Annotated in this window: 18 protein-coding genes; 7 read left to right on the plus strand and 11 right to left on the minus strand. The window is 65.1% G+C overall.

The features are described 5' to 3' along the window. The 5 genes from FOZ70_RS17470 to FOZ70_RS17490 all read right to left on the minus strand — a co-directional run. Nucleotides 1–1,002, minus strand: a 1,002-nt coding sequence (locus FOZ70_RS17470) for a HoxN/HupN/NixA family nickel/cobalt transporter (protein WP_219706350.1), incomplete at its 3' end; no start/stop codon positions are given. Nucleotides 1,003–1,165: 163 nt separating this feature from the next. Then, complete coding sequence (gene fusA / locus FOZ70_RS17475; protein WP_021163325.1) at nucleotides 1,166–3,277, minus strand: elongation factor G; 2,112 nt, start codon at nucleotides 3,275–3,277, stop codon at nucleotides 1,166–1,168. Nucleotides 3,278–3,514: 237 nt separating this feature from the next. After that, a complete protein-coding gene (locus tag FOZ70_RS17480) occupies nucleotides 3,515–4,015 on the minus strand; it encodes a DUF192 domain-containing protein (protein WP_059590530.1) in 501 nt (166 codons plus the stop codon). 160 nt (nucleotides 4,016–4,175) lie between these two features. Continuing rightward, nucleotides 4,176–4,391, minus strand: a complete 216-nt coding sequence (locus FOZ70_RS17485; protein WP_011352970.1) for a hypothetical protein — start codon at nucleotides 4,389–4,391, stop codon at nucleotides 4,176–4,178. Nucleotides 4,392–4,671: 280 nt separating this feature from the next. Then, nucleotides 4,672–5,250 carry a pseudouridine synthase gene (locus FOZ70_RS17490; RefSeq protein ID WP_021163328.1) on the minus strand — a complete coding sequence of 193 codons (579 nt, stop codon included), beginning with the start codon at nucleotides 5,248–5,250 and terminating at the stop codon, nucleotides 4,672–4,674. 277 nt (nucleotides 5,251–5,527) lie between these two features. On the opposite strand from FOZ70_RS17490, the gene icd reads away from it, so the two are divergent. Next, nucleotides 5,528–6,784 (plus strand): NADP-dependent isocitrate dehydrogenase, encoded by a 1,257-nt coding sequence (gene icd, locus FOZ70_RS17495; RefSeq protein WP_006478026.1) that lies wholly within the window; start codon nucleotides 5,528–5,530, stop codon nucleotides 6,782–6,784. 280 nt (nucleotides 6,785–7,064) lie between these two features. Beyond that, a complete protein-coding gene (locus FOZ70_RS17500; protein WP_059621138.1) occupies nucleotides 7,065–9,293 on the plus strand; it encodes an NADP-dependent isocitrate dehydrogenase in 2,229 nt (742 codons plus the stop codon). Nucleotides 9,294–9,416: 123 nt separating this feature from the next. On the opposite strand, the gene FOZ70_RS17505 is transcribed toward FOZ70_RS17500, so the two are convergent. Beyond that, entirely contained in the window at nucleotides 9,417–9,641 is a 225-nt protein-coding gene (locus FOZ70_RS17505) for a hypothetical protein (protein ID WP_006490888.1), read from the minus strand. Nucleotides 9,642–10,313: 672 nt separating this feature from the next. Here FOZ70_RS17505 and FOZ70_RS17510 point away from each other — a divergent pair. Then, the gene (locus FOZ70_RS17510; protein ID WP_219706351.1) at nucleotides 10,314–11,921 is read left to right on the plus strand and encodes a multicopper oxidase family protein; all 1,608 of its coding nucleotides are present in this window, start codon (nucleotides 10,314–10,316) and stop codon (nucleotides 11,919–11,921) included. Nucleotides 11,922–12,103: 182 nt separating this feature from the next. Here FOZ70_RS17510 and FOZ70_RS17515 read toward each other — a convergent pair whose 3' ends face one another. Next, nucleotides 12,104–12,307 carry a cold-shock protein gene (locus FOZ70_RS17515; protein ID WP_006488945.1) on the minus strand — a complete coding sequence of 68 codons (204 nt, stop codon included), beginning with the start codon at nucleotides 12,305–12,307 and terminating at the stop codon, nucleotides 12,104–12,106. 545 nt (nucleotides 12,308–12,852) lie between these two features. On the opposite strand from FOZ70_RS17515, the gene clpS reads away from it, so the two are divergent. From clpS to FOZ70_RS17535, 4 genes are all read left to right on the plus strand, one after another. Continuing rightward, on the plus strand, nucleotides 12,853–13,167 hold the full coding sequence (gene clpS / locus FOZ70_RS17520; RefSeq protein ID WP_006398529.1) for an ATP-dependent Clp protease adapter ClpS: 315 nt from the start codon (nucleotides 12,853–12,855) through the stop codon (nucleotides 13,165–13,167). Further along, on the plus strand, nucleotides 13,164–15,464 hold the full coding sequence (gene clpA, locus FOZ70_RS17525; protein WP_021160738.1) for an ATP-dependent Clp protease ATP-binding subunit ClpA: 2,301 nt from the start codon (nucleotides 13,164–13,166) through the stop codon (nucleotides 15,462–15,464). Before clpS ends, clpA begins: the two co-directional genes overlap by 4 nt. Nucleotides 15,465–15,567: 103 nt before the next feature. Beyond that, on the plus strand, nucleotides 15,568–16,947 hold the full coding sequence (locus FOZ70_RS17530) for an amino acid permease (protein ID WP_219706352.1): 1,380 nt from the start codon (nucleotides 15,568–15,570) through the stop codon (nucleotides 16,945–16,947). 138 nt (nucleotides 16,948–17,085) lie between these two features. Next, nucleotides 17,086–17,856: a membrane protein gene (locus FOZ70_RS17535; RefSeq protein WP_042975795.1), complete on the plus strand. Its 771-nt coding sequence runs from the start codon at nucleotides 17,086–17,088 to the stop codon at nucleotides 17,854–17,856. A gap of 52 nt (nucleotides 17,857–17,908) precedes the next feature. On the opposite strand, the gene dut is transcribed toward FOZ70_RS17535, so the two are convergent. From dut to ileS, 4 genes are all read right to left on the minus strand, one after another. Further along, nucleotides 17,909–18,355, minus strand: coding sequence for a dUTP diphosphatase (gene dut, locus FOZ70_RS17540; RefSeq protein WP_021160741.1), 447 nt, complete (start codon nucleotides 18,353–18,355; stop codon nucleotides 17,909–17,911). A 55-nt stretch (nucleotides 18,356–18,410) separates the two neighbouring features. Beyond that, on the minus strand, nucleotides 18,411–19,622 hold the full coding sequence (gene coaBC, locus FOZ70_RS17545; RefSeq protein WP_219706353.1) for a bifunctional phosphopantothenoylcysteine decarboxylase/phosphopantothenate--cysteine ligase CoaBC: 1,212 nt from the start codon (nucleotides 19,620–19,622) through the stop codon (nucleotides 18,411–18,413). A gap of 67 nt (nucleotides 19,623–19,689) precedes the next feature. Continuing rightward, nucleotides 19,690–20,190, minus strand: coding sequence for a signal peptidase II (gene lspA / locus FOZ70_RS17550; protein ID WP_021160743.1), 501 nt, complete (start codon nucleotides 20,188–20,190; stop codon nucleotides 19,690–19,692). 2 nt (nucleotides 20,191–20,192) lie between these two features. Further along, a complete protein-coding gene (ileS, locus tag FOZ70_RS17555; protein WP_219706354.1) occupies nucleotides 20,193–23,030 on the minus strand; it encodes an isoleucine--tRNA ligase in 2,838 nt (945 codons plus the stop codon). Nucleotides 23,031–23,049: the final 19 nt, after the last annotated feature.

Here is a 23,049-nt window from a genome sequence, read left to right on the forward strand (position 1 = left end):
CGCGCGCTGCCAGCGGTGGAACAGGATCGATGCGATCCAGCAGACGAGGAACAGGGCGACGATGCCGTAGCCGATCGAGCCGAAGCGCTCGCCGACCGCATCGAGCGCGTCGCGCACGGGGCCCGTCAGCGACAGCTTGTCGGCCAGCAGGCCGGCTGCCTCGATCCCGCCGATCGCCAGCGCGACGGCCGCCGACACGAACGTGATGCTCGCGTTGTAGAGCAGCTTGCGCTGCGGATCGTCCATTGCCCAACCGTACGCGTGAATCATCAGCACGTTATCGGTCGAGTCGATCAGCGTCATGCCGGCGGTGAAAAGCGCGGGAAACAGCATGACCGTATAGACCGGCAGCCCCTGGCTCGCCTGTGCGGCCGCGATCGCGAGCAGGCCGATTTCGGTTGCAGTATCGAAACCGAGCCCGAACAGCACGCCGACCGGATACATGTGCCAGCTCTTCGACACGAACCGGAACAGCGGACGCAGCAGCCGGGACACGAGCCCGGCCGGGCGGTGCACGTGCGCCGCATCGTGCGCGTGCCCATGCCCATGGCCGTGCGTGCCGCGATAGCGCCGCCACACGTCGCGCAGGATCGCCAGGTTCACGCACGCGAGCACGAGCAGGAAGGTGGCCGACACCGCCGTGCCGATCGTGCCGCCGATCTCGCGGAACGCATCGAACCGGTCGCGCAGCGCGAATGCCGTCAGCGCGATGCCGAGCGTCGCGGCGATCACGATGGTCGAATGGCCGAGCGAGAAGAACAGCCCGACGCTCACCGGTCGCTGGCCGTCCTGCATCAGCTTGCGCGTCGCAACGTCGATCGCGGCGATGTGATCGGCGTCGACCGCGTGACGCAGCCCGAGCCCGTAAGCGATCGCCGCGGTGCCGAGCAGCAGCGGATGATCGCGCAACACGGCGAGCGCCCACAGCCAGACGGCGGCGTTCGCGGCGATCAGGCCGGCATAGAGGATCAGCAGGCGGCGCAGGGCAGGGGTGGGCGGCATCGGGATGGTTCCATCTGACGAATCGCGCTGCATTGTGGCACGCGAAAAAAATACCGGCCGTGCCGATCAAAAAAGCCGCGCGCACGGCGTGCACGCATGAAAAAAGGCCCGTCCGGTTCCGGACGGGCCTTGCTGCGTGCGACAGCGCGAGATCGCGCCGCGCTTACTTCACTTTCGCGCTGATCACGCCTTCCGATACGTTGGCCGGCGTTTCCGCGTACTGCTTGAACTCCATCGTGTAGGTTGCGCGGCCCTGCGTGGCCGAACGCAGCGACGTCGAATAGCCGAACATCTCCGCGAGCGGCACCTCGGCGCGCACGAGCTTGCCGCCGCCGCCCGCGATGTCTTCCATCCCCTGCACGATGCCGCGACGGCTCGACAGGTCGCCCATCACGTTGCCCATGAATTCCTCGGGCGTTTCGACCTCGACCGCCATCATCGGCTCGAGCAGCACCGGCTTCGCACGGCGCATCGCTTCCTTGAACGCCATCGAGCCGGCCATCCGGAACGCGTTTTCGTTCGAGTCGACGTCGTGGTACGAGCCGAACGTCAGGTGCACCTTCACGTCGACGACCGGGTAGCCCGCGAGCACGCCGCTCTTCAGCGTTTCGGTGATGCCCTTGTCGACGGCCGGGATGAATTCACGCGGAATCACGCCGCCCTTGATCTCGTCGAGGAACTCGTAGCCCTTGCCGGGGTTCGGCTCGAGCGTGATCACCGCATGGCCGTACTGACCGCGGCCACCCGACTGCTTGACGAACTTGCCCTCGACGTCGGACGCCGTCGTGCGCACCGTCTCGCGATACGCGACCTGCGGCTTGCCGACCGTCGCTTCGACGCCGAATTCACGCTTCATCCGGTCGACCAGGATTTCGAGGTGAAGCTCGCCCATCCCCGAAATGATCGTCTGGCCGGACTCTTCGTCGGTCTGCACGCGGAACGACGGATCTTCCTGCGCGAGACGGTTCAGCGCGAGGCCCATCTTTTCCTGGTCCGCCTTCGTCTTCGGCTCGACGGCCTGCGAGATCACCGGTTCCGGGAATTCCATCTTCTCGAGGATGATCGGCTTCGTCGGGTCGCACAGCGTGTCGCCGGTGGTCGCTTCCTTCAGGCCGACAGCCGCCGCGATGTCGCCGGCGCGCACTTCCTTGATTTCCTTGCGCTCGTTCGCGTGCATCTGCAGGATCCGGCCGAGCCGTTCCTTCTTGTCCTTGGTCGCGTTCAGCACCGTGTCGCCGGACTCGACGACGCCCGAATACACACGGAAGAAGATCAGCTGGCCGACGAACGGGTCGGTCATGATCTTGAACGCGAGCGACGAGAACGGCTCGTCGTCGCTCGGATGACGTTCCGCCGGCTTTTCCGGATCGTGGAAGTCGTGGCCGAGGATCGCGGGCACGTCGACGGGCGACGGCAGGTAGTCGATCACCGCGTCGAGCATCGCCTGCACACCCTTGTTCTTGAACGCGCTGCCGCACAGCATCGGCACGATCTCGTTCGCGATCGTGCGCTGGCGCAGCGCGGCCTTGATCTCGTCCTCGGTCAGCGATTCATGGTCGTGCAGATACTTCTCGAGCAGTTCTTCGCTCGCTTCGGCCGCGGCCTCGACCATCTTCTCGCGCCATTCGTGCGCGAGCTCGACGAGGTTCGCGGGGATGTCCTCGTACGTGAACTTCACGCCCTGGCTTTCGTCGTCCCACACGATCGCCTTCATCTTCACGAGGTCGACGACGCCCTGGAAATGATCCTCCGCGCCGATCGGAATCTGGATCGGCACGGCGACGCCTTTCAGGCGCTCGCCGATCTGCCGCTGCACGCGGAAGAAATCGGCGCCGATGCGGTCCATCTTGTTGACGAACGCGATGCGCGGCACCTTGTACTTGTTGGCCTGGCGCCAGACGGTTTCGGACTGCGGCTGCACACCGCCGACCGAGTCGTAGACCATGCACGCGCCGTCGAGCACGCGCATCGAGCGCTCGACTTCAATCGTGAAGTCGACGTGCCCGGGCGTGTCGATGATGTTGATCCGGTGCTCCGGATAGTTGCCGGCCATGCCCTTCCAGAAAGCCGTGGTCGCGGCCGACGTGATCGTGATGCCGCGTTCCTGCTCCTGCTCCATCCAGTCCATCGTGGCCGCGCCGTCGTGCACTTCACCGATCTTGTGGCTCACGCCGGTGTAAAACAGGATGCGCTCGGTCGTCGTGGTCTTGCCGGCATCGATGTGAGCACTGATCCCGATATTGCGATAGCGCTCGATGGGGGTTTTGCGGGGCACGTGAACCTCCTTAGGTTCGGATCGTAAGCGGGCCGGCTGGGCCGGCCCGGGCTGGACTAGCGAGATTTAAAGGATAGCGCTTGTCCGTGGCTTTTGCAGATGCGGGCAGTGTTTGCCGAATCAAGGCGGGCGCCGCCGGCGGCAGGCGAAAAAAAGCCGGCGCGCAACGGGCGGCCGGCTTCGGTCGGTACGCGGCGCGACGTGACGCGGGTCGGGTCGGCGGCGCGGCGATATCCGTTACTGGGCTTGCGGCAGCCCTTCGAGCTTCATGCCGGGCTTGATGCCCTTCGCCGCGAACCAGCCCTTGCTCATTTCGAGGGCATAGACGCCGTTGTTGCGCGGGCAGTGGTTGTCGGTCGTCTCGGCCTTCATCTCGTCGATGTCGGTGATCGTGCCGTCCGCGCGGATGAACGCGATCGACAGCGGGATCAGCGTGTTCTTCATCCAGAAGCAGTGCACCGCGTTCTCGTTGAACACGAACAGCATGCCTTCGTTCGGCGCGAGCTGCGAACGGTACATCAGCCCCTGTTCGCGGTCGGGGTCGTTCGCGGCGACGGCCGCGTCGATCACGTACATGCCGGCGCGCAGCTTCACGCGCGGGAATTCGCTCGGCTGCTTGGCGCCGGGCGGCACTTGCGCGCCGGCGGCCTGCATGCCGAGCGCGAGCACGGCGAGCGCGGCGGGAAACACGGCGGCGCGCGCAAGGCGGCCGAGCGACGAGCGCAGGGAGAATTGCACAGCAAGGCTCCTATCTGGAAAACAAGACCCGCATGGTACGCGATGCGCGCCGACGGGCACACAAAAGAAAAAGGCAGATCGCCTTGCGGTGATCTGCCTTTCAACGCCGTAAGAACGGCAAGACTGCGTGTTCTTGACTGCGTTATTACAGCAAGCTTACTTAGTTCGAAGCAGCTGCCGGTGCTGCTGCGTCGCTTGCTGCAGCCTTCTTCGATGCCTTGTGGTGCTTCTTGGCTGCGTGGTGCTTCTTGGCAGCGTGCTTAGCCGGTGCCGAAGCAGCTTCAGCAGCAGCCGGAGCAGCTTCCGGAGCCGATGCTTGTGCGAATGCAGCCGTTGCGAAGAGGCCAGCGACCAGAGCGGCGATCAGTTTGTTCATGTTGTGTTCCTCAGCTTTAGTTAATTAACCAAATGACCCGGCAATAGGAGTCATGTCGTCTAACGGTGCCATCCACCTTTCGGTTGACAGACGCTTCGAGAAATTTCTCATTGCGCTGCGGGCGCCGAATCGTATTCGATAAAAACGTCGCTTTCGTGACGCAAACACGGCTCGGCTGCCAATGCCGGATAGCTAAGGTTGGCATCTGCGTGGTTTAACGCGCGATCTTCGCGGGCGGTTGACGAAAAAGATGACGAAAAATTCGCCCGTCCCGAATCCGTCATCCGGCGGGCGCGAAACCGTCCCACGGCGCGCGCGGCGGCAGTGCGATTGTTTCTCCCGGTGCAATGTCGAGCGCGAATATATCCAGTGCGCCGATGCCGACGCGTACCAGGCGCAACGTCGGGAAGCCGACGGCCGCCGTCATCCGGCGCACCTGCCGGTTCTTGCCTTCGGTGATCGCGAGTTCGATCCACGTCGTCGGGATCGCGGCGCGGTAGCGGATCGGCGGGTTGCGCGGCCACAGCGCGTCGGGCGGTTCGATGAATTCGGCGCGGCATGGCCGCGTCACGTAGTCGCCGAGGTCGACGCCGCGCGCGAGCGCCTTCAGGTCGGCGGCGCCCGGCGCGCCCTCGACCTGTGCCCAGTAGCGCTTCACGAGCTTGTGGCGCGGCTCGGCGATGCGCGCCTGCAGCGCCCCGTCGTCGGTGAGCAGCAGCAACCCCTCGCTGTCCGCGTCGAGCCGGCCGGCCGCGTAGACGCCGGGCGTTTTTACCCAGTCGCCGAGCGACGGGCGCGTCTCGTGCGCGGAAAACTGGCAAATCGTGCCGAACGGCTTGTTGAGGGCGATCAGGTTCATGGCGGGTCGCCCGCCCGGCGCGCCGCGGGAGGCGGGGGCGGGCGGTCTATGGCAAATGGCGGAATCTTAATGCATAATACGGAACGCCAAGTCCTCTGTCTTATATAAGACATAAGTGGGGTCTTGATACGCAGTGCCGCGCTTCATGCCGAAGTGCCCGGTTGGGGCGCTAGAATAGCGGCTCGCTGTTGCCGTCACGGGGTGGCCATGCCGCGCCCCCGCCGCGCGCGCAGCTTCGACCAGCATCACCTGCTCAGCCACGTCACTGGAGTCGATCATGCCGTATCAGCACATCAAGGTTCCGGAAGGCGGTGACAAGATCACCGTCAACAAGGACTTCTCGCTCAACGTTTCCGATCAGCCGATCATTCCCTATATCGAAGGCGACGGTACGGGCTTCGATATCACGCCGGTCATGATCAAGGTTGTCGACGCGGCGGTCGCGCATGCCTACAAGGGCAAGCGCAAGATCCACTGGATGGAGATCTTCGCGGGCGAGAAGGCGACGAAGGTGTACGGCCCGGACGTGTGGCTCCCGGACGAAACGCTGCAGGTGCTCAAGGAATACGTGGTGTCGATCAAGGGGCCGCTCACGACCCCGGTCGGCGGCGGCATCCGTTCGCTGAACGTCGCGCTGCGCCAGGAACTCGACCTGTATGTGTGCCTGCGCCCGGTGCAGTACTTCAAGGGCGTGCCGTCGCCGGTGCGCGAGCCGCAAAAGATCGACATGGTGATCTTCCGCGAGAACTCGGAAGACATCTACGCGGGCATCGAATGGGCCGCGGGCTCCGAGCAGGCGAAGAAGGTCATCAAGTTCCTGCAGGACGAGATGGGCGTGAAGAAGATCCGCTTCCCGGAAACCTCGGGCATCGGCGTCAAGCCCGTGTCGACCGAAGGCACCGAGCGTCTCGTGCGCAAGGCGATCCAGTACGCGATCGACAACGATCGCAAGTCGGTCACGCTGGTGCACAAGGGCAACATCATGAAGTTCACGGAAGGCCTGTTCCGTGACGCCGGCTACGCGCTGGCGCAGAAGGAATTCGGCGGCGAGCTGATCGACGGCGGCCCGTGGATGCGCGTGAAGAACCCGAAGACGGGCAACGAGATCGTCATCAAGGATTCGATCGCCGATGCGTTCCTGCAGCAGATCCTGCTGCGCCCGGCCGAATACGACGTGATCGCCACGCTGAACCTGAACGGCGACTACATCTCCGACGCACTGGCCGCGCAGGTCGGCGGCATCGGGATCGCACCGGGTGCGAACCTGTCAGATTCGGTCGCGATGTTCGAGGCGACGCACGGCACGGCACCGAAGTACGCGGGCAAGGATTACGTGAACCCGGGTTCCGAGATCCTGTCGGCGGAAATGATGCTGCGCCACCTCGGCTGGACGGAAGCAGCCGACACGATCATCGCCGCGATGGAGAAGTCGATCCTGCAGAAGCGCGTCACGTACGACTTCGCGCGCCTGATGGAAGGTGCGACGCAGGTGTCGTGCTCGGGCTTCGGTGAAGTGCTGATCGAGAACATGTAAGACCCCTTCCGGGGTGGGCCGGCAGGTTGCCGGCCGCCCCGGCGCTGACTGCCGGCGCCGGAGCGTTTCGTGGATGGCAGGTTTGTTGGCAGGGCGGTCCGGCATGCGGGCCGCGGCGCCGCGATGCGGCCCGGAGGCCCTGCAAGGTAGAACATGACGGCCCTCGCAACACCACCGCCCGGCTGAGCCGGCGCGCCCCTTTCGCGACCGACCCGGTCGCTCCCCGCCGGTTACCGCCGGCGCTCCTCAGTCCAAATTTTCACGTAGCAACGCATCGACCATGTCCACTTCGCCCAAGATCATCTACACCCTCACTGACGAAGCGCCCGCGCTCGCGACCTATTCGCTGCTGCCGATCGTCAAGGCCTTCACGCGTTCGTCCGGCGTCGCCGTCGAAACGCGCGACATCTCGCTCGCCGGCCGCATCGTCGCGGCATTCGCAGACATCCTGCCGCCCGAGCAGAAGGGTTCCGACGATCTGGCCGAACTGGGCCAGCTCACGCTGAAGCCGGAAGCGAACATCATCAAGCTGCCGAACATCAGCGCATCGGTGCCGCAGCTCAAGGCCGCGATCGCCGAACTGCAGGCGCAGGGCTACGCGCTGCCGGCCTACCCGGAAGATCCGTCGACGGACGAAGAGAAAGCGGTCAAGGCCCGCTACGACAAGATCAAGGGCAGCGCGGTGAACCCGGTGCTGCGCGAAGGCAACTCCGACCGCCGCGCGCCGCTGTCGGTCAAGAACTACGCACGCAAGCATCCGCACAAGATGGGCGCCTGGAAAGCCACGTCGAAGGCGCATGTCGCGCACATGAGCGAAGGCGACTTCTACGGCAGCGAGAAGTCGGCGCTGATCGCCGAAGCCGGCAGCGTGAAGATCGAACTCACGACGACCGACGGCGCGAAGAAGGTGCTGAAGGAAAAGACGGCCGTGAAGGCCGGTGAAGTCATCGACGCATCGGTGATGAGCCGCAACGCGCTGCGCAGCTTCATCGAAGCGCAGATCGCCGACGCGAAGGCGCAGGACGTGCTGTTCTCGGTGCACCTGAAGGCGACCATGATGAAGGTCTCGGACCCGATCCTGTTCGGTCACTTCGTGTCGGTGTTCTACCGCGACGCGCTTGCGAAACACGCAGACGTGCTGGCGCAGGCCGGTTTCAACCCGAACAACGGGATCGGCGACCTGTACGCGCGCCTGAAGGACCTGCCGGCCGACACGCGCGAAGCGATCGAAGCCGACATCAAGGCCGAATACGCGGTGCGTCCGCGCCTTGCGATGGTCAACTCGGACAAGGGCATCACGAACCTGCACGTGCCGAGCGACGTGATCGTCGACGCATCGATGCCGGCGATGATCCGCGATTCGGGCGGCATGTGGGGCCCGGACGGCCAACTGTACGACGCGAAGGCCGTGATTCCGGATCGTTGCTACGCCGGTGTCTACCAGGCCGTGATCGAGGACTGCAAGCAGCACGGCGCGTTCGATCCGGTCACGATGGGCAGCGTGCCGAACGTCGGCCTGATGGCGCAGGCGGCTGAAGAATACGGTTCGCACGACAAGACGTTCCAGATTCCGGCGGATGGCGTCGTGCGCGTCACCGACGAAGCGGGCAACGTGCTGCTCGAGCATGCGGTGGAATCGGGCGACATCTGGCGCATGTGCCAGACGAAGGACGCACCGGTGCAGGACTGGGTCAAGCTCGCGGTCAACCGCGCGCGCGCGACCGGCGCACCGGCCGTGTTCTGGCTCGATCCGGCACGCGCACACGACGCGCAGATCATCGCGAAGGTCGAGCGTTACCTGAAGGATCACGACACGAACGGCCTCGACATCCGCGTGATGACGCCGGTCGACGCGACGCGCTTCTCGCTCGAACGCATCCGTGCGGGCAAGGACACGATCTCGGTCACCGGCAACGTGCTGCGCGACTACCTGACCGACCTGTTCCCGATCATGGAACTCGGCACCAGCGCGAAGATGCTGTCGATCGTGCCGCTGATGGCCGGCGGCGGGATGTTCGAAACGGGTGCGGGCGGCTCCGCGCCGAAGCACGTGCAACAGTTCGTCGAGGAAGGCTTCCTGCGCTGGGATTCGCTCGGCGAATTCCTCGCGCTCGCGGCATCGCTCGAACACCTCGGCAACGCGTACCAGAACCCGAAGGCACTCGTGCTCGCGAAGACGCTCGACCAGGCGACCGGCAAGTTCCTGGACGAGAACAAGTCGCCTGCGCGCAAGGTCGGCGGCCTCGACAACCGCGGCAGCCACTTCTACCTGTGCCTGTACTGGGCGCAGGCGCTGGCCGAGCAGACCGAGGACGCGGCGCTGAAGGCGCAGTTCGAAGGCGTGGCGAAGTCGTTGTCCGACAACGAAGCGCGCATTCTGGAAGAACTGGCTGCCGCGCAGGGCAAGGCGCAGGCCATCGGCGGCTACTACCGTCCGAACGTCGACCTGACGAGCCAGGCGATGCGCCCGAGCGCGACGCTGAACGCCATCGTCGACGCGGTCGCCTGACGCAGGCCGCGCGATCGCGCGGGTCGAAGCCAGTGACGGCGCGGCGGGCCAGACTGCCCTCCGCCCGTTACAAGAAAAAAACGCCCCGGTCGCCCGGGGCGTTTTTTGTTGCAGGCTTGCCATTCAGACGTGAACGATTTCCCATTCGGCGATTTCGTGCGGCACTTCGAGCGTTGCCGTGTCCAGTTCGGACAGTTGCTCGCAGTCGCCGCGGGAGATGTGGTCGGCCGCCACTTCGGGGCACGAGAATGCGCCGAGCAGGGCGTTTCCGAACGTCGCTTCCCAGCCGCCGTTACCCGGCAGGATGTAGAACGACCCGAGCGCTGAACCAAAGCGAAATCCCTTCATTTCCGTTCTCCCTTTCTGATCACAAGCGATTCTGTTGTGCCGCCTGCCGGTTCGACCGGCTGTGGCCCGACCGGCTGCTTGCGCCGCGTTCCGTATCGAACGTCGTGGCGAAGCGTCAGTGCATGGGACAAAGTCTACGTCCGCGACCCGGTTGGATGGTGCATGTCGAACGGCTCCACTAAACAAAAATTATCTTTCAAAAACAAATATTTATATTCGTCGTTTTGTATTGCGGAACGTTTTTTGGCATCGCGAAACGGGAAATTTGTGCCCTGCACCACGAATTTTTACAACGCAGAGACTTGTTCCGCATCGTGAAATATTGACGGGTTTGCGACCCGGTGACGCGTCCGACGCCGGGGCGCGGCTGAACGGCAGGCGCTGGGCGGCCGCCTGGAGACTGGATGGGGCGGGCGGCGACTGCTGTTGGGGGAGTGAGTCAAGGGCTGCGGATCGCCGATCGACGATGCCGGGCGATGCGTGCTGAATCCAGCGCGGCGTTGTCGAGTGTGCGGCGTATCGCCGCCCGCCCGGCGGCGAAGCGTCTCGATATGAGCCTGCGGTTATGATGACGCGGGCATCAGGATTGGCGTCGCGCATCGGCGCTTCGGTCGGCTGGCGCGGGTGTCGCGGCGGCCGCGCGACGCAGCATGGATAACGAGGAACGATTTGATGATACGGAGAACCTTCCTGTCGCGCGCCATCGGAGTCGCGGCCGCGTCGCTGTTCGCCCGCGCCGCGTGGGCGCAGCATGCCGGTCACGCCGGCATGGCCGGCATGGAATCGATGGACGACATGCCCGGCATGTCGTCCATGTCAGGAATGGCGGGTCACGGGCAGCACGGCAAGTCCGCCCCGGCCGCGCTCGCTGCCGCCGACGCGCTGCCGGCCGGCGCGCCGCTCGCGGCACTGCGTACGCTCGCGAACGAAAGCCGCGAGGCCGGCACGTTCCGGGCCACGCTGGTGGCGCAGCCGGTGGCGCGCCCGATGCTGCAGGGTGCGCGGCCGACCACGTTCTGGCAGTTCGGCGCGGGCACGCAGGGCCCCGTCGTGGGTCCGATGATCGACGTGCGCGAGGGCGACACGGTCGAGATCAAGTTCGTGAACAAGCTGCCGCAACCGTCGACGATCCACTGGCACGGCCTGCCGGTGCCGCCAGATCAGGACGGCAACCCGTCCGATCCCGTCGCGCCCGGCGCGTCGCGCGTGTACCGCTTCACGTTGCCGAAGGGGAGCGCCGGTACCTACTGGTACCACCCGCATCCGCACATGATGACGGCCGAGCAGGTGTTTCGCGGGCTCGCCGGCCCGTTCGTCGTGCGCGCCGCGGACGATCCGCTGGCAGGCTGGCCCGAGCGCAACCTGTTCGTGTCGGACCTGAAGCTTGCGCGCGACGGCACAATTGCACCGAACGACATGATGGACTGGATGAACGGCCGCGAAGGCCAGTTCGTGCTGGTCAACGGCGCACGCCGGCCGCGGATCGACGTCGCGGGCGACGAGCGCTGGCGCGTGTGGAACGCGTGCAGCGCGCGCTACTTGCGTATCGCGTTCGACGACGGCCGTGCATTCGAGCACGCGGGGACCGACGGCGGGCTGTTCGACGCGCCGCGCCGCGTCACGTCGCTGCTGATCGCGCCGGGCGAGCGTGCGGAGCTGCTGGTGCGCGCCGGCGATCGCGCGTCGCGCGCGGTGCTGCAGGCGGCAGAATACGACCGCCGCAAGATGTCGATGTCGCACGATGACGGGCACGGCAGCCTGCCGGCCGATCCGGCACTGGCGCTGGCCGACGTCGCGTTTGCGCCGGCCACCGCACGTGTGTTGCCGACGACATTGCGTGCGGTGCCGCCGCTGGGCGAGCCGGTTGCGCAAAAGACGGTCGCGTTCGGCGAGGAAATGGACATGGACGCGATGATGAAGGGACCGGCGCACGGCCGTCCGGCCGGCATGCGCTTCACGATCAACGGCGAAACCTACGCGGCGCACCGCGCGACGCTGACGAGCCGTCGCGGCGACGTCGAACGCTGGGAGATTCGCAATACCACCGACATGGATCACCCGTTCCACCTGCACGGCACGCAGTTCCAGGTGATCGAGCGGGCATCGGGCGATTCGCGCACGAGCGAACCGTTCCGTGCATGGCGCGATACCGTGAACGTGCGCAGCGGCGAAACCGTGACGATTCTCGTCACGCAGGACATGCGTGGAGAGCGCATGTTTCATTGCCACATTCTCGAACACGAGGATCTCGGCATGATGGGCACGCTGAAGGTCGTGTAACGAAGTGACGATTATGTTTCACGTGCCGGATGAGTATCCGATCTGCGTGTGTGACAAGACAATACGTGTTCAATTATCGGGATTGAACGAAAAGGCCGGCCAATCGATAATCGACTGGCCGGCCTCGAAAAAAAAGAAACCCGGCGCAATGCGCCGGGTTTCTTCGTCTGATATCCGGTGCCTTATACGGCCTGGATGTTCGACGCTTGCTTGCCCTTCGGCCCTTGGACGACGTCAAAGCTCACCTTCTGGCCTTCCTTCAGCGTCTTGAAGCCATTCATGGTGATAGCCGAGAAGTGCGCAAACAGATCCTCACCGCCCTCATCGGGAGTGATGAAACCGAAGCCCTTCGCGTCGTTGAACCACTTAACGATACCAGTTGCCATTTCCTACTTCCCCTGTCACACAGTCGCTGCTACTTACCACGAGCACGCTCGAAAAGCTAAACGACCGGAAAATGCAGCCGTTCCCCCCTCACAAGCTCACCTCGGCCTCTTTCAACTTGCCAACCGACGAATTGAAAAAAGTGCCAGCTTGATTGTTGGCGCTCTTTATTGGAGTGTCAAGTGGAATTTTTAGACGTTTAGAGGGACGTTGTAAAGAACCCATTTTCAGGGTTTTTCCGGCTTTGCTTGGCAGCACGCGGCCAAGCGCGAGGACTTGAAAAGCCGCATAATCGGCTCATATACCAGGCTCGAGTGACACGCGTTCGAGTCGTCCCGGCTTGTGGGATACTGGATGCGGACACGACGTTCCGGTGCGGTTCCCCCTGACGGTTCGTGTTCCGCGCCACGCGTGAAAGCCGGCACCGCAGCCGGCTTTCGTATGGCACGAAGAAGATCGCGTGTTCCGGGATACCGGGGAGGGCGCCGGCCGGTCGGTCGGGTAATGGCAGGATTGCGGGCCTGTCCGAGTTGTTTAGAATGGGTGTATGGCGATTATCCCGGACAAGCAGGACAGCACCGTCCTGGAACGCAAGCAGCAGAAGCTCAAGCCGCCTTCGATGTACAAGGTGGTGCTGCTGAACGACGACTTCACGCCGATGGAATTCGTCGTGATGGTGGTCCAGGAGTATTTCAAGAAGGATCGCGAGACGGCCACGCAGATCATGCTGAAGGTCCATCGCGAAGGGCGAGGGGTTTGTGGGGTCTATACGCGGGACATCGCGTCGACCAAGGTTGAGCAAGTCGTTACCCATGCGCGGCAGGCAGGGCATCCGCTGCAGTGCGTGATGGAGGAAGCATGATTGCCCAGGAATTGGAAGTCAGCCTGCACATGGCGTTCATGGAAGCACGCCAGGCGCGCCATGAGTTCATTACGGTCGAGCACCTGCTGCTGGCCCTGCTGGATAATCCGACGGCAGCCGAGGTGTTGCGCGCGTGTGCGGCCAACATCGAGGACTTGCGTCAGAACCTGCGCAATTTCATCCACGACAACACACCTACCGTCCCGGGTACCGACGATGTCGATACCCAGCCGACGCTCGGTTTCCAGCGCGTGATCCAGCGCGCGATCATGCACGTCCAGTCGACGTCGAACGGCAAGAAGGAAGTGACCGGCGCGAACGTGCTGGTCGCGATCTTCGGCGAGAAGGATTCGCACGCCGTGTACTACCTGCAGCAGCAGGGCGTCACGCGCCTGGACGTGGTGAACTTCATTTCGCACGGCATCGCGAAGACGAACAGTGGCGAAGCCGCTAAGTCGACCGACGCGAATGCGGAAAGCGAAGACGCGAATGCGCAGAAGGAAACGCCGCTCGCGCAGTTCACGCAGAACCTGAACCAGATGGCGAAGGACGGCCGCATCGATCCGCTGATCGGTCGCGAGCCCGAGGTCGAGCGCGTCGTGCAGGTGCTGTGCCGTCGCCGCAAGAACAATCCGTTGCTCGTCGGCGAAGCCGGCGTCGGCAAGACCGCGATCGCCGAAGGGCTCGCCTATCGCATCACGCGCGGCGAAGTGCCGGACATCCTTGCGAACGCGCAGGTGTATTCGCTCGACATGGGGGCGCTGCTGGCGGGCACCAAGTATCGCGGCGATTTCGAGCAGCGTCTGAAGACGGTGCTGAAGGAGCTCAAGGAGCGTCCGCACGCGATCCTGTTCATCGACGAAATCCATACGCTGATCGGCGCGGGCGCCGCGTCGGGCGGCACGCTCGATGCGTCGAACCTGCTGAAGCCGGCGTTGTCGTCGGGCACGCTCAAGTGCATCGGCGCGACCACGTTCACCGAATATCGCGGCATCTTCGAGAAGGATGCGGCGCTGTCGCGGCGCTTCCAGAAGGTCGACGTGAGCGAGCCGAGCGTCGAGCAGACGGTCGCGATCCTGCGCGGGCTGAAGTCGCGCTTCGAGGAGCATCACGGCGTCAAGTATTCGTCGGGCGCACTGTCGGCCGCGGCCGAACTGTCGGCGCGCTTCATCACCGACCGTCACCTGCCGGACAAGGCGATCGACGTGATCGACGAGGCGGGCGCCGCCCAGCGCATCCTGCCGAAGTCGAAGCAGAAGAAGACGATCGGCAAGAGCGAGATCGAGGAAATCATCTCGAAGATCGCGCGCGTGCCGCCGCAGAGCGTGTCGCAGGACGATCGCAGCAAGCTGCAGACGCTCGACCGCGACCTGAAGAGCGTCGTGTTCGGCCAGGATCCGGCGATCGACGCGCTCGCGGCCTCGATCAAGATGGCGCGCGCGGGCCTCGGCAAGATGGACAAGCCGATCGGCGCGTTCCTGTTCTCCGGCCCGACGGGTGTCGGCAAGACCGAAGTGGCGCGCCAGCTCGCGTTCACGCTCGGCATCGAGCTGATCCGCTTCGACATGTCGGAATACATGGAGCGTCATGCGGTGAGCCGGCTGATCGGCGCGCCGCCCGGCTACGTCGGGTTCGACCAGGGCGGCCTGCTGACCGAAGCCGTCACGAAGAAGCCGCACTGCGTGCTGCTGCTCGACGAAATCGAGAAGGCGCATCCGGACATCTTCAACGTGCTGCTGCAGGTGATGGACCACGGCACGCTGACGGACAACAACGGCCGCAAGGCGGATTTCCGCAACGTCATCATCATCATGACGACGAATGCGGGTGCCGAGTCGATGCAGAAGGCGACGATCGGCTTCACGACGCGCCGCGAGACGGGCGACGAGATGACCGACATCAAGCGCCTGTTCACGCCGGAGTTCCGCAACCGCCTGGATTCGATCATCAGCTTCCGCTCGCTCGATGAGGAAATCATCATGCGTGTGGTCGACAAGTTCCTGATCCAGCTCGAGGAACAGCTGCACGAGAAGAAGGTCGACGCGCTCTTCACCGACGCGTTGCGCAAGCATCTCGCGAAGCACGGCTTCGACCCGCTGATGGGCGCGCGGCCGATGCAGCGGCTGATCCAGGACACGATCCGGCGCGCGCTGGCCGACGAGTTGCTGTTCGGCAAGCTCGTCAACGGCGGCCACGTGACGGTTGATGTCGACGAAAACGACAAGGTGCAGTTGTCGTTCGACAAGCTGGCGAATCCGCCGCACAAGCCGAACGAAGAGACGGTCGAAGTCGAGTAAGCGATAATTCGTTGTTCATGCGAACGGCGCGGGAAGTTCTCCGCGCCGTTTCGTTTTATCCGGCGCCGGCGGCGCGATGGTGGTGCAGGGGAGTGGTAACGCAGTGACACAACAACAACGGACGTTCGACGACATCGTCGCGCGCGAACAAGGGTTGCGCCATGCGCTGACGTCGGGGCAGATGGCGATGATCGCGATCGGCGGCGCGATCGGCACGGGCCTGTTCCTCGGCAGCGGGTTCGCGATCGGGCTCGCCGGCCCGAGCGTGCTGGTCTCGTATGCGATCGGCGCGCTGATCGCGTTGCTGCTGATGGGCGCGCTCGCGGAAATGACGGTCGCGCATCCGACCGCCGGCTCGTTCGGCGCGTATGCCGAGCACTACGTCGGCCCCCTCGCCGGCTTCCTGGTGCGTTATGCGTACTGGTTCGCGGTGGTGTTCGCGATCGGCACCGAGATCAGCGCGATCGCCGTGTTCATGAAGTACTGGTTCCCGGCCGTGCCCGGCTGGTACTGGGTGATCGGCTTCTCCGCGCTGCTGATCGCCGTGAATCTCGCGAGCGTCACACTGTACGGCACGGTCGAATACGCATTCTCGCTGCTGAAGATCGCGGCGATCGTCGTGTTCATCGTGCTCGGCGCGTATCTCGTGTGGTCGGCGCCGGCCGCATCCGGCATCGGGTTCGCGAACTACACCGCGCACGGCGGCTTCATGCCGAAGGGGCCGTGGGGCACCTGGGTCGCGGTGATCGTCGCGATCTTCAGCTACATGAGCATCGAAGCCGTCGCGATCGCGGCCGGCGAGGCGCGCGATCCGCAGCACGCGGTCACGCGCGCATTCCGCTCGACCGTGTTCCGGCTCGTCTTGTTCTACCTGCTGACGCTGTCGCTGATGCTCGCGATCGTGCCTTGGACGCAGGCCGGCACCGACGAAAGCCCGTTCGTGAAGGTGATGGCCGCGACCCACGTGCCGTACGCGGCAGGCGTGATCAACTTCGTGTTGCTGATCGCGGCGCTGTCGGCGATGAACAGCCAGCTTTACGTGACGACGCGGATGATGTTCAGCCTGTCGCGCGCGCGGCTCGCGCCCGCGATGTTCGGCCGGCTCGGCACGAACGGCGTGCCGCGCGCGGCGCTGTGGATCTCGACCAGCGGCGTCGCAGTCGCGGCCGTGCTGGTCGCGCTCGCGCCCGACACCGCGTTCACGGTGATGATGGCGATCGCGATGTTCGGCGCGCTGTTCACATGGTTGATGATCTTCGTCACGCACCTGCGCTTCCGTTCGCGGTACCGCGGCCCCGCGCTCGCGTTCCGGATGTGGGGGCACCCGTTCGGCAGCCTGCTCGGTGCGGGGCTCGTCGCGGCGATCCTGTTCACGACCGCGTTCACGCGCGAATTCCGGATGACGATGGTGGTCGGCGTCGTGTTCGTCGTGCTGCTCACGCTCGCGTACGCGCTGCATTACCGGCACCAACACGCTCGTTGACGGTACCGGCGCGGCCGCCCGCGCCGTTTTTTCCGGTCGCTAAGGTTCCGTTAAGCCCGCGGCGACTACATTCGATCCTGCCTGCAAGGCGGGCGCGGCATGCGCCGGCTCGCCGCTTTCCTGCAAAAAGGGGTGCGAATGAACAAACTTCCCGAAATCACGCTCGCGTTCTGGATCATGAAGATCTGCGCGACGACGCTCGGCGAAACCGGTGGCGACCTGCTGTCGATGACGCTGAACGTCGGTTATGCGGTGAGCTCGATCCTGCTGTTCGGTTTTTTTCTCGTGACGCTGGGCGCGCAGCTCAGGACGACGCGTTATCGCCCGGCGATCTACTGGGCCGTGATCGTCGCGACGAGCACGGCCGGCACGACGATGTCCGATTTCATGGATCGCACGCTCGGCCTCGGTTATGCGGCCGGCTCGTCGATCCTGGTCGCGATCCTGCTGGCCATCTTCGCCGTGTGGCGGCTCAGCGGCGAATCGCTGTCGGTCGACCTGATCCGCACGCGCAAGGTCGAGCTGCTGTACTGGATCGCGATCCTGTTCTCGAACACGCTGGGCACCGCGCTCGGCGACTTCCTCGCGGACAGCTCGGGGCTCGGTTTCGGCGGCGGCGCGCTGCTGATCGGCGGGTTGCTCGCGGCGATCGTGCTTGCGCACTATTTCACGCGGATCTCGGGCGTGCTGCTGTTCTGGGCCGCGTTCGTGCTCACGCGGCCGTTCGGTGCGACGGTCGGCGATCTGCTGACGAAGCCGGTTGCGAAGGGTGGCCTCGCGCTCGGGACGGTAGGTTCGTCGGCGGTGCTGCTCGGCGTGCTGGTCGCACTGGTGATCTACGCGATCGTCGCCCAGGCGCGGCAGCGCGACCTTGCGCCCGCGCGGATCGCGCAACCCGTCGAAGAGTGACGGCGACGGACAGAAAAAAAGGGGCCGCGAGGCCCCTTTGTCATTGCGCCGTTCAGTGACGGCCGGTGCTGCCGAAGCCGCCTTCGCCGCGATCGCTTTCCGCGAAGTCGTCGACGATGTTGAACTGCGCCTGCACGACCGGCACGATCACGAGTTGCGCGAGCCGTTCGAACGGATTCAGCACGAACTCGGTCTGGCCGCGGTTCCACGTCGAGACCATCAGCTGGCCCTGGTAGTCGGAATCAATCAGGCCGACGAGGTTGCCGAGCACGATGCCGTGCTTGTGGCCGAGGCCCGAGCGCGGCAGGATCAGCGCGGCGTAGCCCGGATCGGCGAGGTGAATCGCGAGGCCGGTCGGCACGAGCGTCGTTTCGCCCGGCTGCAGCGTGACCGGCGCGTCGAGGCATGCGCGCAGGTCGAGGCCCGCGCTGCCGGTGGTCGCATAGGCGGGCAGGTAGTCGCGCATGCGCGCGTCGAGAATCTTCAGGTCGAGTTTCATGCGGTCGTCGAATCGGTCGGGAAGGGCGCGGCAGCAAGCACCGCCGCGCGGGAGATCAGATCAGGCGGTTGTCGGGCAGGCGTTTCGCGATTTCCGCGACGAGCGTGTGCGCGAGTTCGTCTTTCGGTGCGCGCGGCAGGCGCGTGAGGCCGGTTGCCTCGAACAGCACGACTTCGTTGTCGTCGCGGCCGAACGTCAGCGGGCCGAGGTTGCCGACGAGCAGCGGCACGTTCTTGCGTTTGCGCTTCTCGTCGCCGTGCACGTCGAGGTCGCCGCTTTCGGCCGCGAACCCGACGCAGTACGGCGGATCGGGCAGCGCCGCGACCGACGCGAGGATGTCCGGGTTCTCGACGAATGCGAGTGCGGGCATCTTGCGGTCGGCCGTCTTCTTCATCTTGTGCTCGGCCGGCTGGGGGACGCGCCAGTCGGCGACCGCGGCCACCGCGATGAAGATGTCGGCGTCGTTCACGGCCTGCATTACCGCGTCGTACATCTGCTGGGCCGTCTGCACGTCCTGGCGGTAGACGCCCCACGGCGTGTCGAGCGCGACCGGCCCCGCGACGAGATGCACGTCGGCGCCGGCCTGCTGCGCGGCGCGCGCGAGCGCGAAACCCATCTTGCCGCTCGAGCGGTTCGTGAGGCCGCGTACCGGGTCGAGCGGCTCGAACGTCGGGCCGGCCGTGATCAGCACGCGCCGGTGCGCGAGCACCTTCGGCGCGAAGTGCGCGACGATCGCTTCATAGATCGCCTCGGGCTCGAGCATGCGGCCGTCGCCGACTTCGCCGCACGCCTGCGCACCCGAATCCGGGCCGAGCACCGACACGCCGTCCGCGCGCAGTTGCGCGGCGTTGCGTTGCGTGGCCGGGTTCTGCCACATCTGGCGGTTCATCGCGGGGACGACGAGCAGCGGGCAATCGCGCGCGACGCACAGCGTCGACAGCAGATCGTCCGCGAACCCGTGCGCGAGCTTCGCGAGGAAATCCGTCGACGCCGGCGCAATCACGATCGCGTCGGCTTCACGCGACAGGTCGATGTGCGCCATGTTGTTGTCGATGCGCGCGTCCCACTGGCTCGTATAGACGGGCCGGCCCGACAGCGCCTGCATCGTGACGGGCGTGATGAACTGGGTAGCGGCTTCGGTCATCGCGACCTGCACGGTCGCGCCTGCCTTCACGAGCAGCCGCGCGAGCTCGGCGATCTTGTAGCAGGCGATGCCGCCCGTCAGGCCGAGAACGAGGTGTTTTCCTGCGAGTTCTGCTTGTGCCAACTCAGGCCTCCAAGGGTCGAACGGAACGGCCGGCGCGAAGCCGGCCGTCGACGCCGAGTATGCGCGCTTAGCGCGAGCCGCGCACGCGACGCAGTTCGTCGTAGATCAGCAGCACCGCGCCGATCGTGATCGCGGAATCGGCGAGGTTGAACGCCGGGAAGTGCCAGGCGCCGAGGTGGAAATCGAGGAAGTCGATCACGTGGCCGTAGACGAGCCGGTCGATCACGTTGCCGAGCGCGCCGCCGAGGATCAGCGCGAGCGACACGCTGAACAGCCGCTGGTGGCCGTGGCGCTTCAGCAGGAAGCAGATCACGAGCGTCGCGCCGATGCCGAGCGCGGTGAACGCCCAGCGTTGCCAGCCGCTCGCGGTCGACAGGAAGCCGAACGCGGCGCCGCGGTTGTACACCAGCACGAGGTTGAAGAACGACGTCAGCGCGTGCTGCGCGCCGTACACGAACGTTTTCAGGATCGCGATCTTCGACAGCTGGTCGAACAGGATCACGATCAGCGAAATGCCCAGCCAGGGCGCAAGCGCGCCGCTGGCCGGTTTCGACAGGGTTTTCGCCATATTCAAGCAGCGCTCCGGATTTCGCCGTTTTCGAACAGGTTGGAGAAGCAGCGGCCGCACAGCGTCGGGTGATCGGCGTGCGCGCCGACATCTTCGCGGTAGTGCCAGCAGCGTTCGCACTTCTGGTACTTCGACGCTGCGACGTCGACGCTTTCCTGCGCTTCGTCGTCGACCTTGACGACCGTCGCGGCCGACGTGATCAGCACGAACTTGAGATCGTCGCCGAGGCTCGTGAGCGCGTCGTAGCGTGCGCCGCTCGCATGCACGGCGACTTCGGCCTGCAGCGACGAACCGATGCGGTTCGCGGTGCGCGCTTCCTCGAGCGCCTTCGTCACGTTGCCGCGCACGTCGCGCAGCAGCGCCCACTTCTCGATCAGCGCGGCCGAGTCGGCGACTTCCGGATACGCGTAGTAGGTTTCCGTGAAGATCGTGTCGCTGGCCGGCTGGAACACCTTCCACGCTTCTTCCGCCGTGAACGACAGGAACGGCGCGAGCACGCGCAGCAGGCCGTGCGTGAGATGGTACAGCGCGGTCTGCGCGGAGCGGCGCGCGCGCGAATCGGCCGCGCTCGTGTACAGGCGGTCCTTCAGCACGTCGAGGTAGAAGCCGCCGAGATCTTCCGAGCAGTACGTCTGCAGCTTCGCGACGACCGGGTGGAATTCGTACTTCTCGTAGTGGCCGAGCAGTTCCGTCTGCAGTTGCTGCGAGAACGCGACCGCATAACGGTCGATCTCGAGCCAGTCCTCGACGGGCACCGCGTGCTGCGCGAAGTCGAAGTCCGACAGGTTCGCGAGCAGGAAGCGCAGCGTGTTGCGGATGCGGCGATAGCCTTCGGTCACGCGCTTCAGGATTTCCTCGGAGATCGCGAGCTCGCCCGAATAGTCGGTCGATGCGATCCACAGGCGGATGATTTCCGCGCCGAGGCGGTTCGCGACTTCATGCGGATCGATGCCGTTGCCGAGCGACTTGCTCATCTTGCGGCCTTCGCCGTCGACCGTGAAGCCGTGCGTGAGCAGGCCCTTGTACGGCGCACGGCCGTCGATCATCGACGCGGTCAGCAGCGACGAGTGGAACCAGCCGCGGTGCTGGTCCGAGCCTTCGAGGTAGAGGTCGGCCGGGAACTGCAGCTGATCCTTGTGCGAGCCGCGCAGCACGTGCCAGTGCGTCGTGCCCGAGTCGAACCACACGTCGAGCGTGTCGCGGTTCTTTTCGTACAGGTTCGCGTCGTCGCCGATCAGCTCGCGCGGGTCGAGCGTTTGCCATGCTTCGATGCCCGACTGCTCGACGCGCTTCGCGACTTCCTCGAGCAGCTCGAGCGTGCGCGGGTGCAGCTCGCCGGTTTCCTTGTGCACGAAGAACGCCATCGGCACGCCCCATTGGCGCTGGCGCGACAGCGTCCAGTCGGGACGGTTCGCGATCATGCTGAACAGGCGCTGCTTGCCCCACGACGGGTAGAACGCGGTGGCGTCGATGCCTTCGAGCGCGGTTTCGCGCAGCGTCTTGCCGCCGTCGCGCGGCGTCACGTCCATGCCGGCGAACCACTGCGACGTCGCACGGTAGATGATCGCCGTCTTGTGACGCCAGCAGTGCATGTAGCTGTGCTTGTAGTGCTCGCTGCGCAGCAGCGAGCCGGCTTCGCGCAGCGCGTCGACGACCTTCGGGTTCGCGTCCCAGATCGACAGGCCGCCGAACAGCGGCAGCGATTCGATGTAACGACCGTCGCCCATCACCGGGTTGATGATGTCTGAGTCGGTCATCCCGTGCGCCTTGCACGACTGGAAGTCCTCGATGCCGTATGCCGGCGACGAGTGCACGACGCCGGTACCCGTGTCGGTCGTCACGTAGTCGCCGAGGTAGACGGGCGCGGTGCGCTTGTAGCCGGGGTGGGCCGATGCGAGCGGGTGATGGAAGCGCAGGTTCGCGAGCTTCACGCCCGGCGCGGTTGCAACGACGCGGCCGGTCAGCTTGAAGTCGGACATGCAGGCTTCGACGCGTTCTTCCGCGATGATCAGCAGCCCGCGCTCGGTGTCGACCAGCGCGTAGACGATTTCCGGATGGAGGTTCAGCGCCTGGTTCGCGGGGATCGTCCACGGCGTGGTGGTCCAGATCACGATGCCGCCGTCGGCGCGCGGCAGCGCCGGCAGGCCGAACGCCTGCGCGGTCTTTTCCGGTTCCGCGAACGCGAACATCACGTCGATCGTCGGGTCGGTGCGGTCCTTGTACTCGACTTCCGCTTCCGCGAGCGCCGAGCCGCAGTCGAAGCACCAGTTCACCGGCTTCAGCCCGCGATACACGTAACCCTTCTCGATGATCTTGCCGAGCGCGCGGAGCTCTTCCGCCTCGTTGACGAAGTTCATCGTCTTGTACGGGTTGGCCCAGTCGCCGAGCACGCCGAGACGCTTGAAGCCGACCTTCTGCTTCTCGATCTGCTCGGTCGCGTACGCGCGCGCCTTGCTCATCACTTCGGCCGCCGGCAGCGACTTGCCGAACTGCTTCTCGATCTGGATCTCGATCGGCATTCCGTGGCAATCCCAGCCGGGCACGTACGGCGCGTCGAAGCCGGCCATGTTGCGCGACTTGACGACGATGTCCTTCAGGATCTTGTTGACTGCGTGGCCGAGGTGGATGTCGCCGTTCGCATACGGCGGGCCGTCGTGCAGGATGAATTTCGGCCGGCCCTTGCTGGCCGCGCGGATCTTCTCGTAGAGGCCGCGTTCTTCCCATTCCTTGACCCACTGCGGCTCGCGCTTGGGCAGGTCGCCGCGCATCGGGAACGGCGTGTCGAGCAGGTTGACCGGATACTTGGCCTGCGGTTTCGAATCGGCTTTCTTGTTGCTCATGATGGGGTCGCTATCTAAA

The sequence above is a fragment of the Burkholderia sp. COPS genome, assembly GCF_019425585.1.
Lineage (GTDB): Bacteria > Pseudomonadota > Gammaproteobacteria > Burkholderiales > Burkholderiaceae > Burkholderia > Burkholderia cepacia.

Bases quoted from the DNA above. Each gene is read 5' to 3' on its own strand.
- FOZ70_RS17510 (WP_219706351.1), top strand. From the start codon at position 10,314: ATGATACGGAGAACCTTCCTGTCGCGCGCCATCGGAGTCGCGGCCGCG.
- icd (WP_006478026.1), top strand. From the start codon at position 5,528: ATGCCGTATCAGCACATCAAGGTTCCGGAAGGCGGTGACAAGATCACC.
- clpA (WP_021160738.1), top strand. From the start codon at position 13,164: ATGATTGCCCAGGAATTGGAAGTCAGCCTGCACATGGCGTTCATGGAA.
- clpS (WP_006398529.1), top strand. From the start codon at position 12,853: ATGGCGATTATCCCGGACAAGCAGGACAGCACCGTCCTGGAACGCAAG.
- lspA (WP_021160743.1), bottom strand. From the start codon at position 20,190: ATGGCGAAAACCCTGTCGAAACCGGCCAGCGGCGCGCTTGCGCCCTGG.
- FOZ70_RS17535 (WP_042975795.1), top strand. From the start codon at position 17,086: ATGAACAAACTTCCCGAAATCACGCTCGCGTTCTGGATCATGAAGATC.
- ileS (WP_219706354.1), bottom strand. From the start codon at position 23,030: ATGAGCAACAAGAAAGCCGATTCGAAACCGCAGGCCAAGTATCCGGTC.
- FOZ70_RS17515 (WP_006488945.1), bottom strand. From the start codon at position 12,307: ATGGCAACTGGTATCGTTAAGTGGTTCAACGACGCGAAGGGCTTCGGT.
- dut (WP_021160741.1), bottom strand. From the start codon at position 18,355: ATGAAACTCGACCTGAAGATTCTCGACGCGCGCATGCGCGACTACCTG.
- FOZ70_RS17490 (WP_021163328.1), bottom strand. From the start codon at position 5,250: ATGAACCTGATCGCCCTCAACAAGCCGTTCGGCACGATTTGCCAGTTT.
- FOZ70_RS17485 (WP_011352970.1), bottom strand. From the start codon at position 4,391: ATGAACAAACTGATCGCCGCTCTGGTCGCTGGCCTCTTCGCAACGGCT.
- FOZ70_RS17500 (WP_059621138.1), top strand. From the start codon at position 7,065: ATGTCCACTTCGCCCAAGATCATCTACACCCTCACTGACGAAGCGCCC.
- FOZ70_RS17505 (WP_006490888.1), bottom strand. From the start codon at position 9,641: ATGAAGGGATTTCGCTTTGGTTCAGCGCTCGGGTCGTTCTACATCCTG.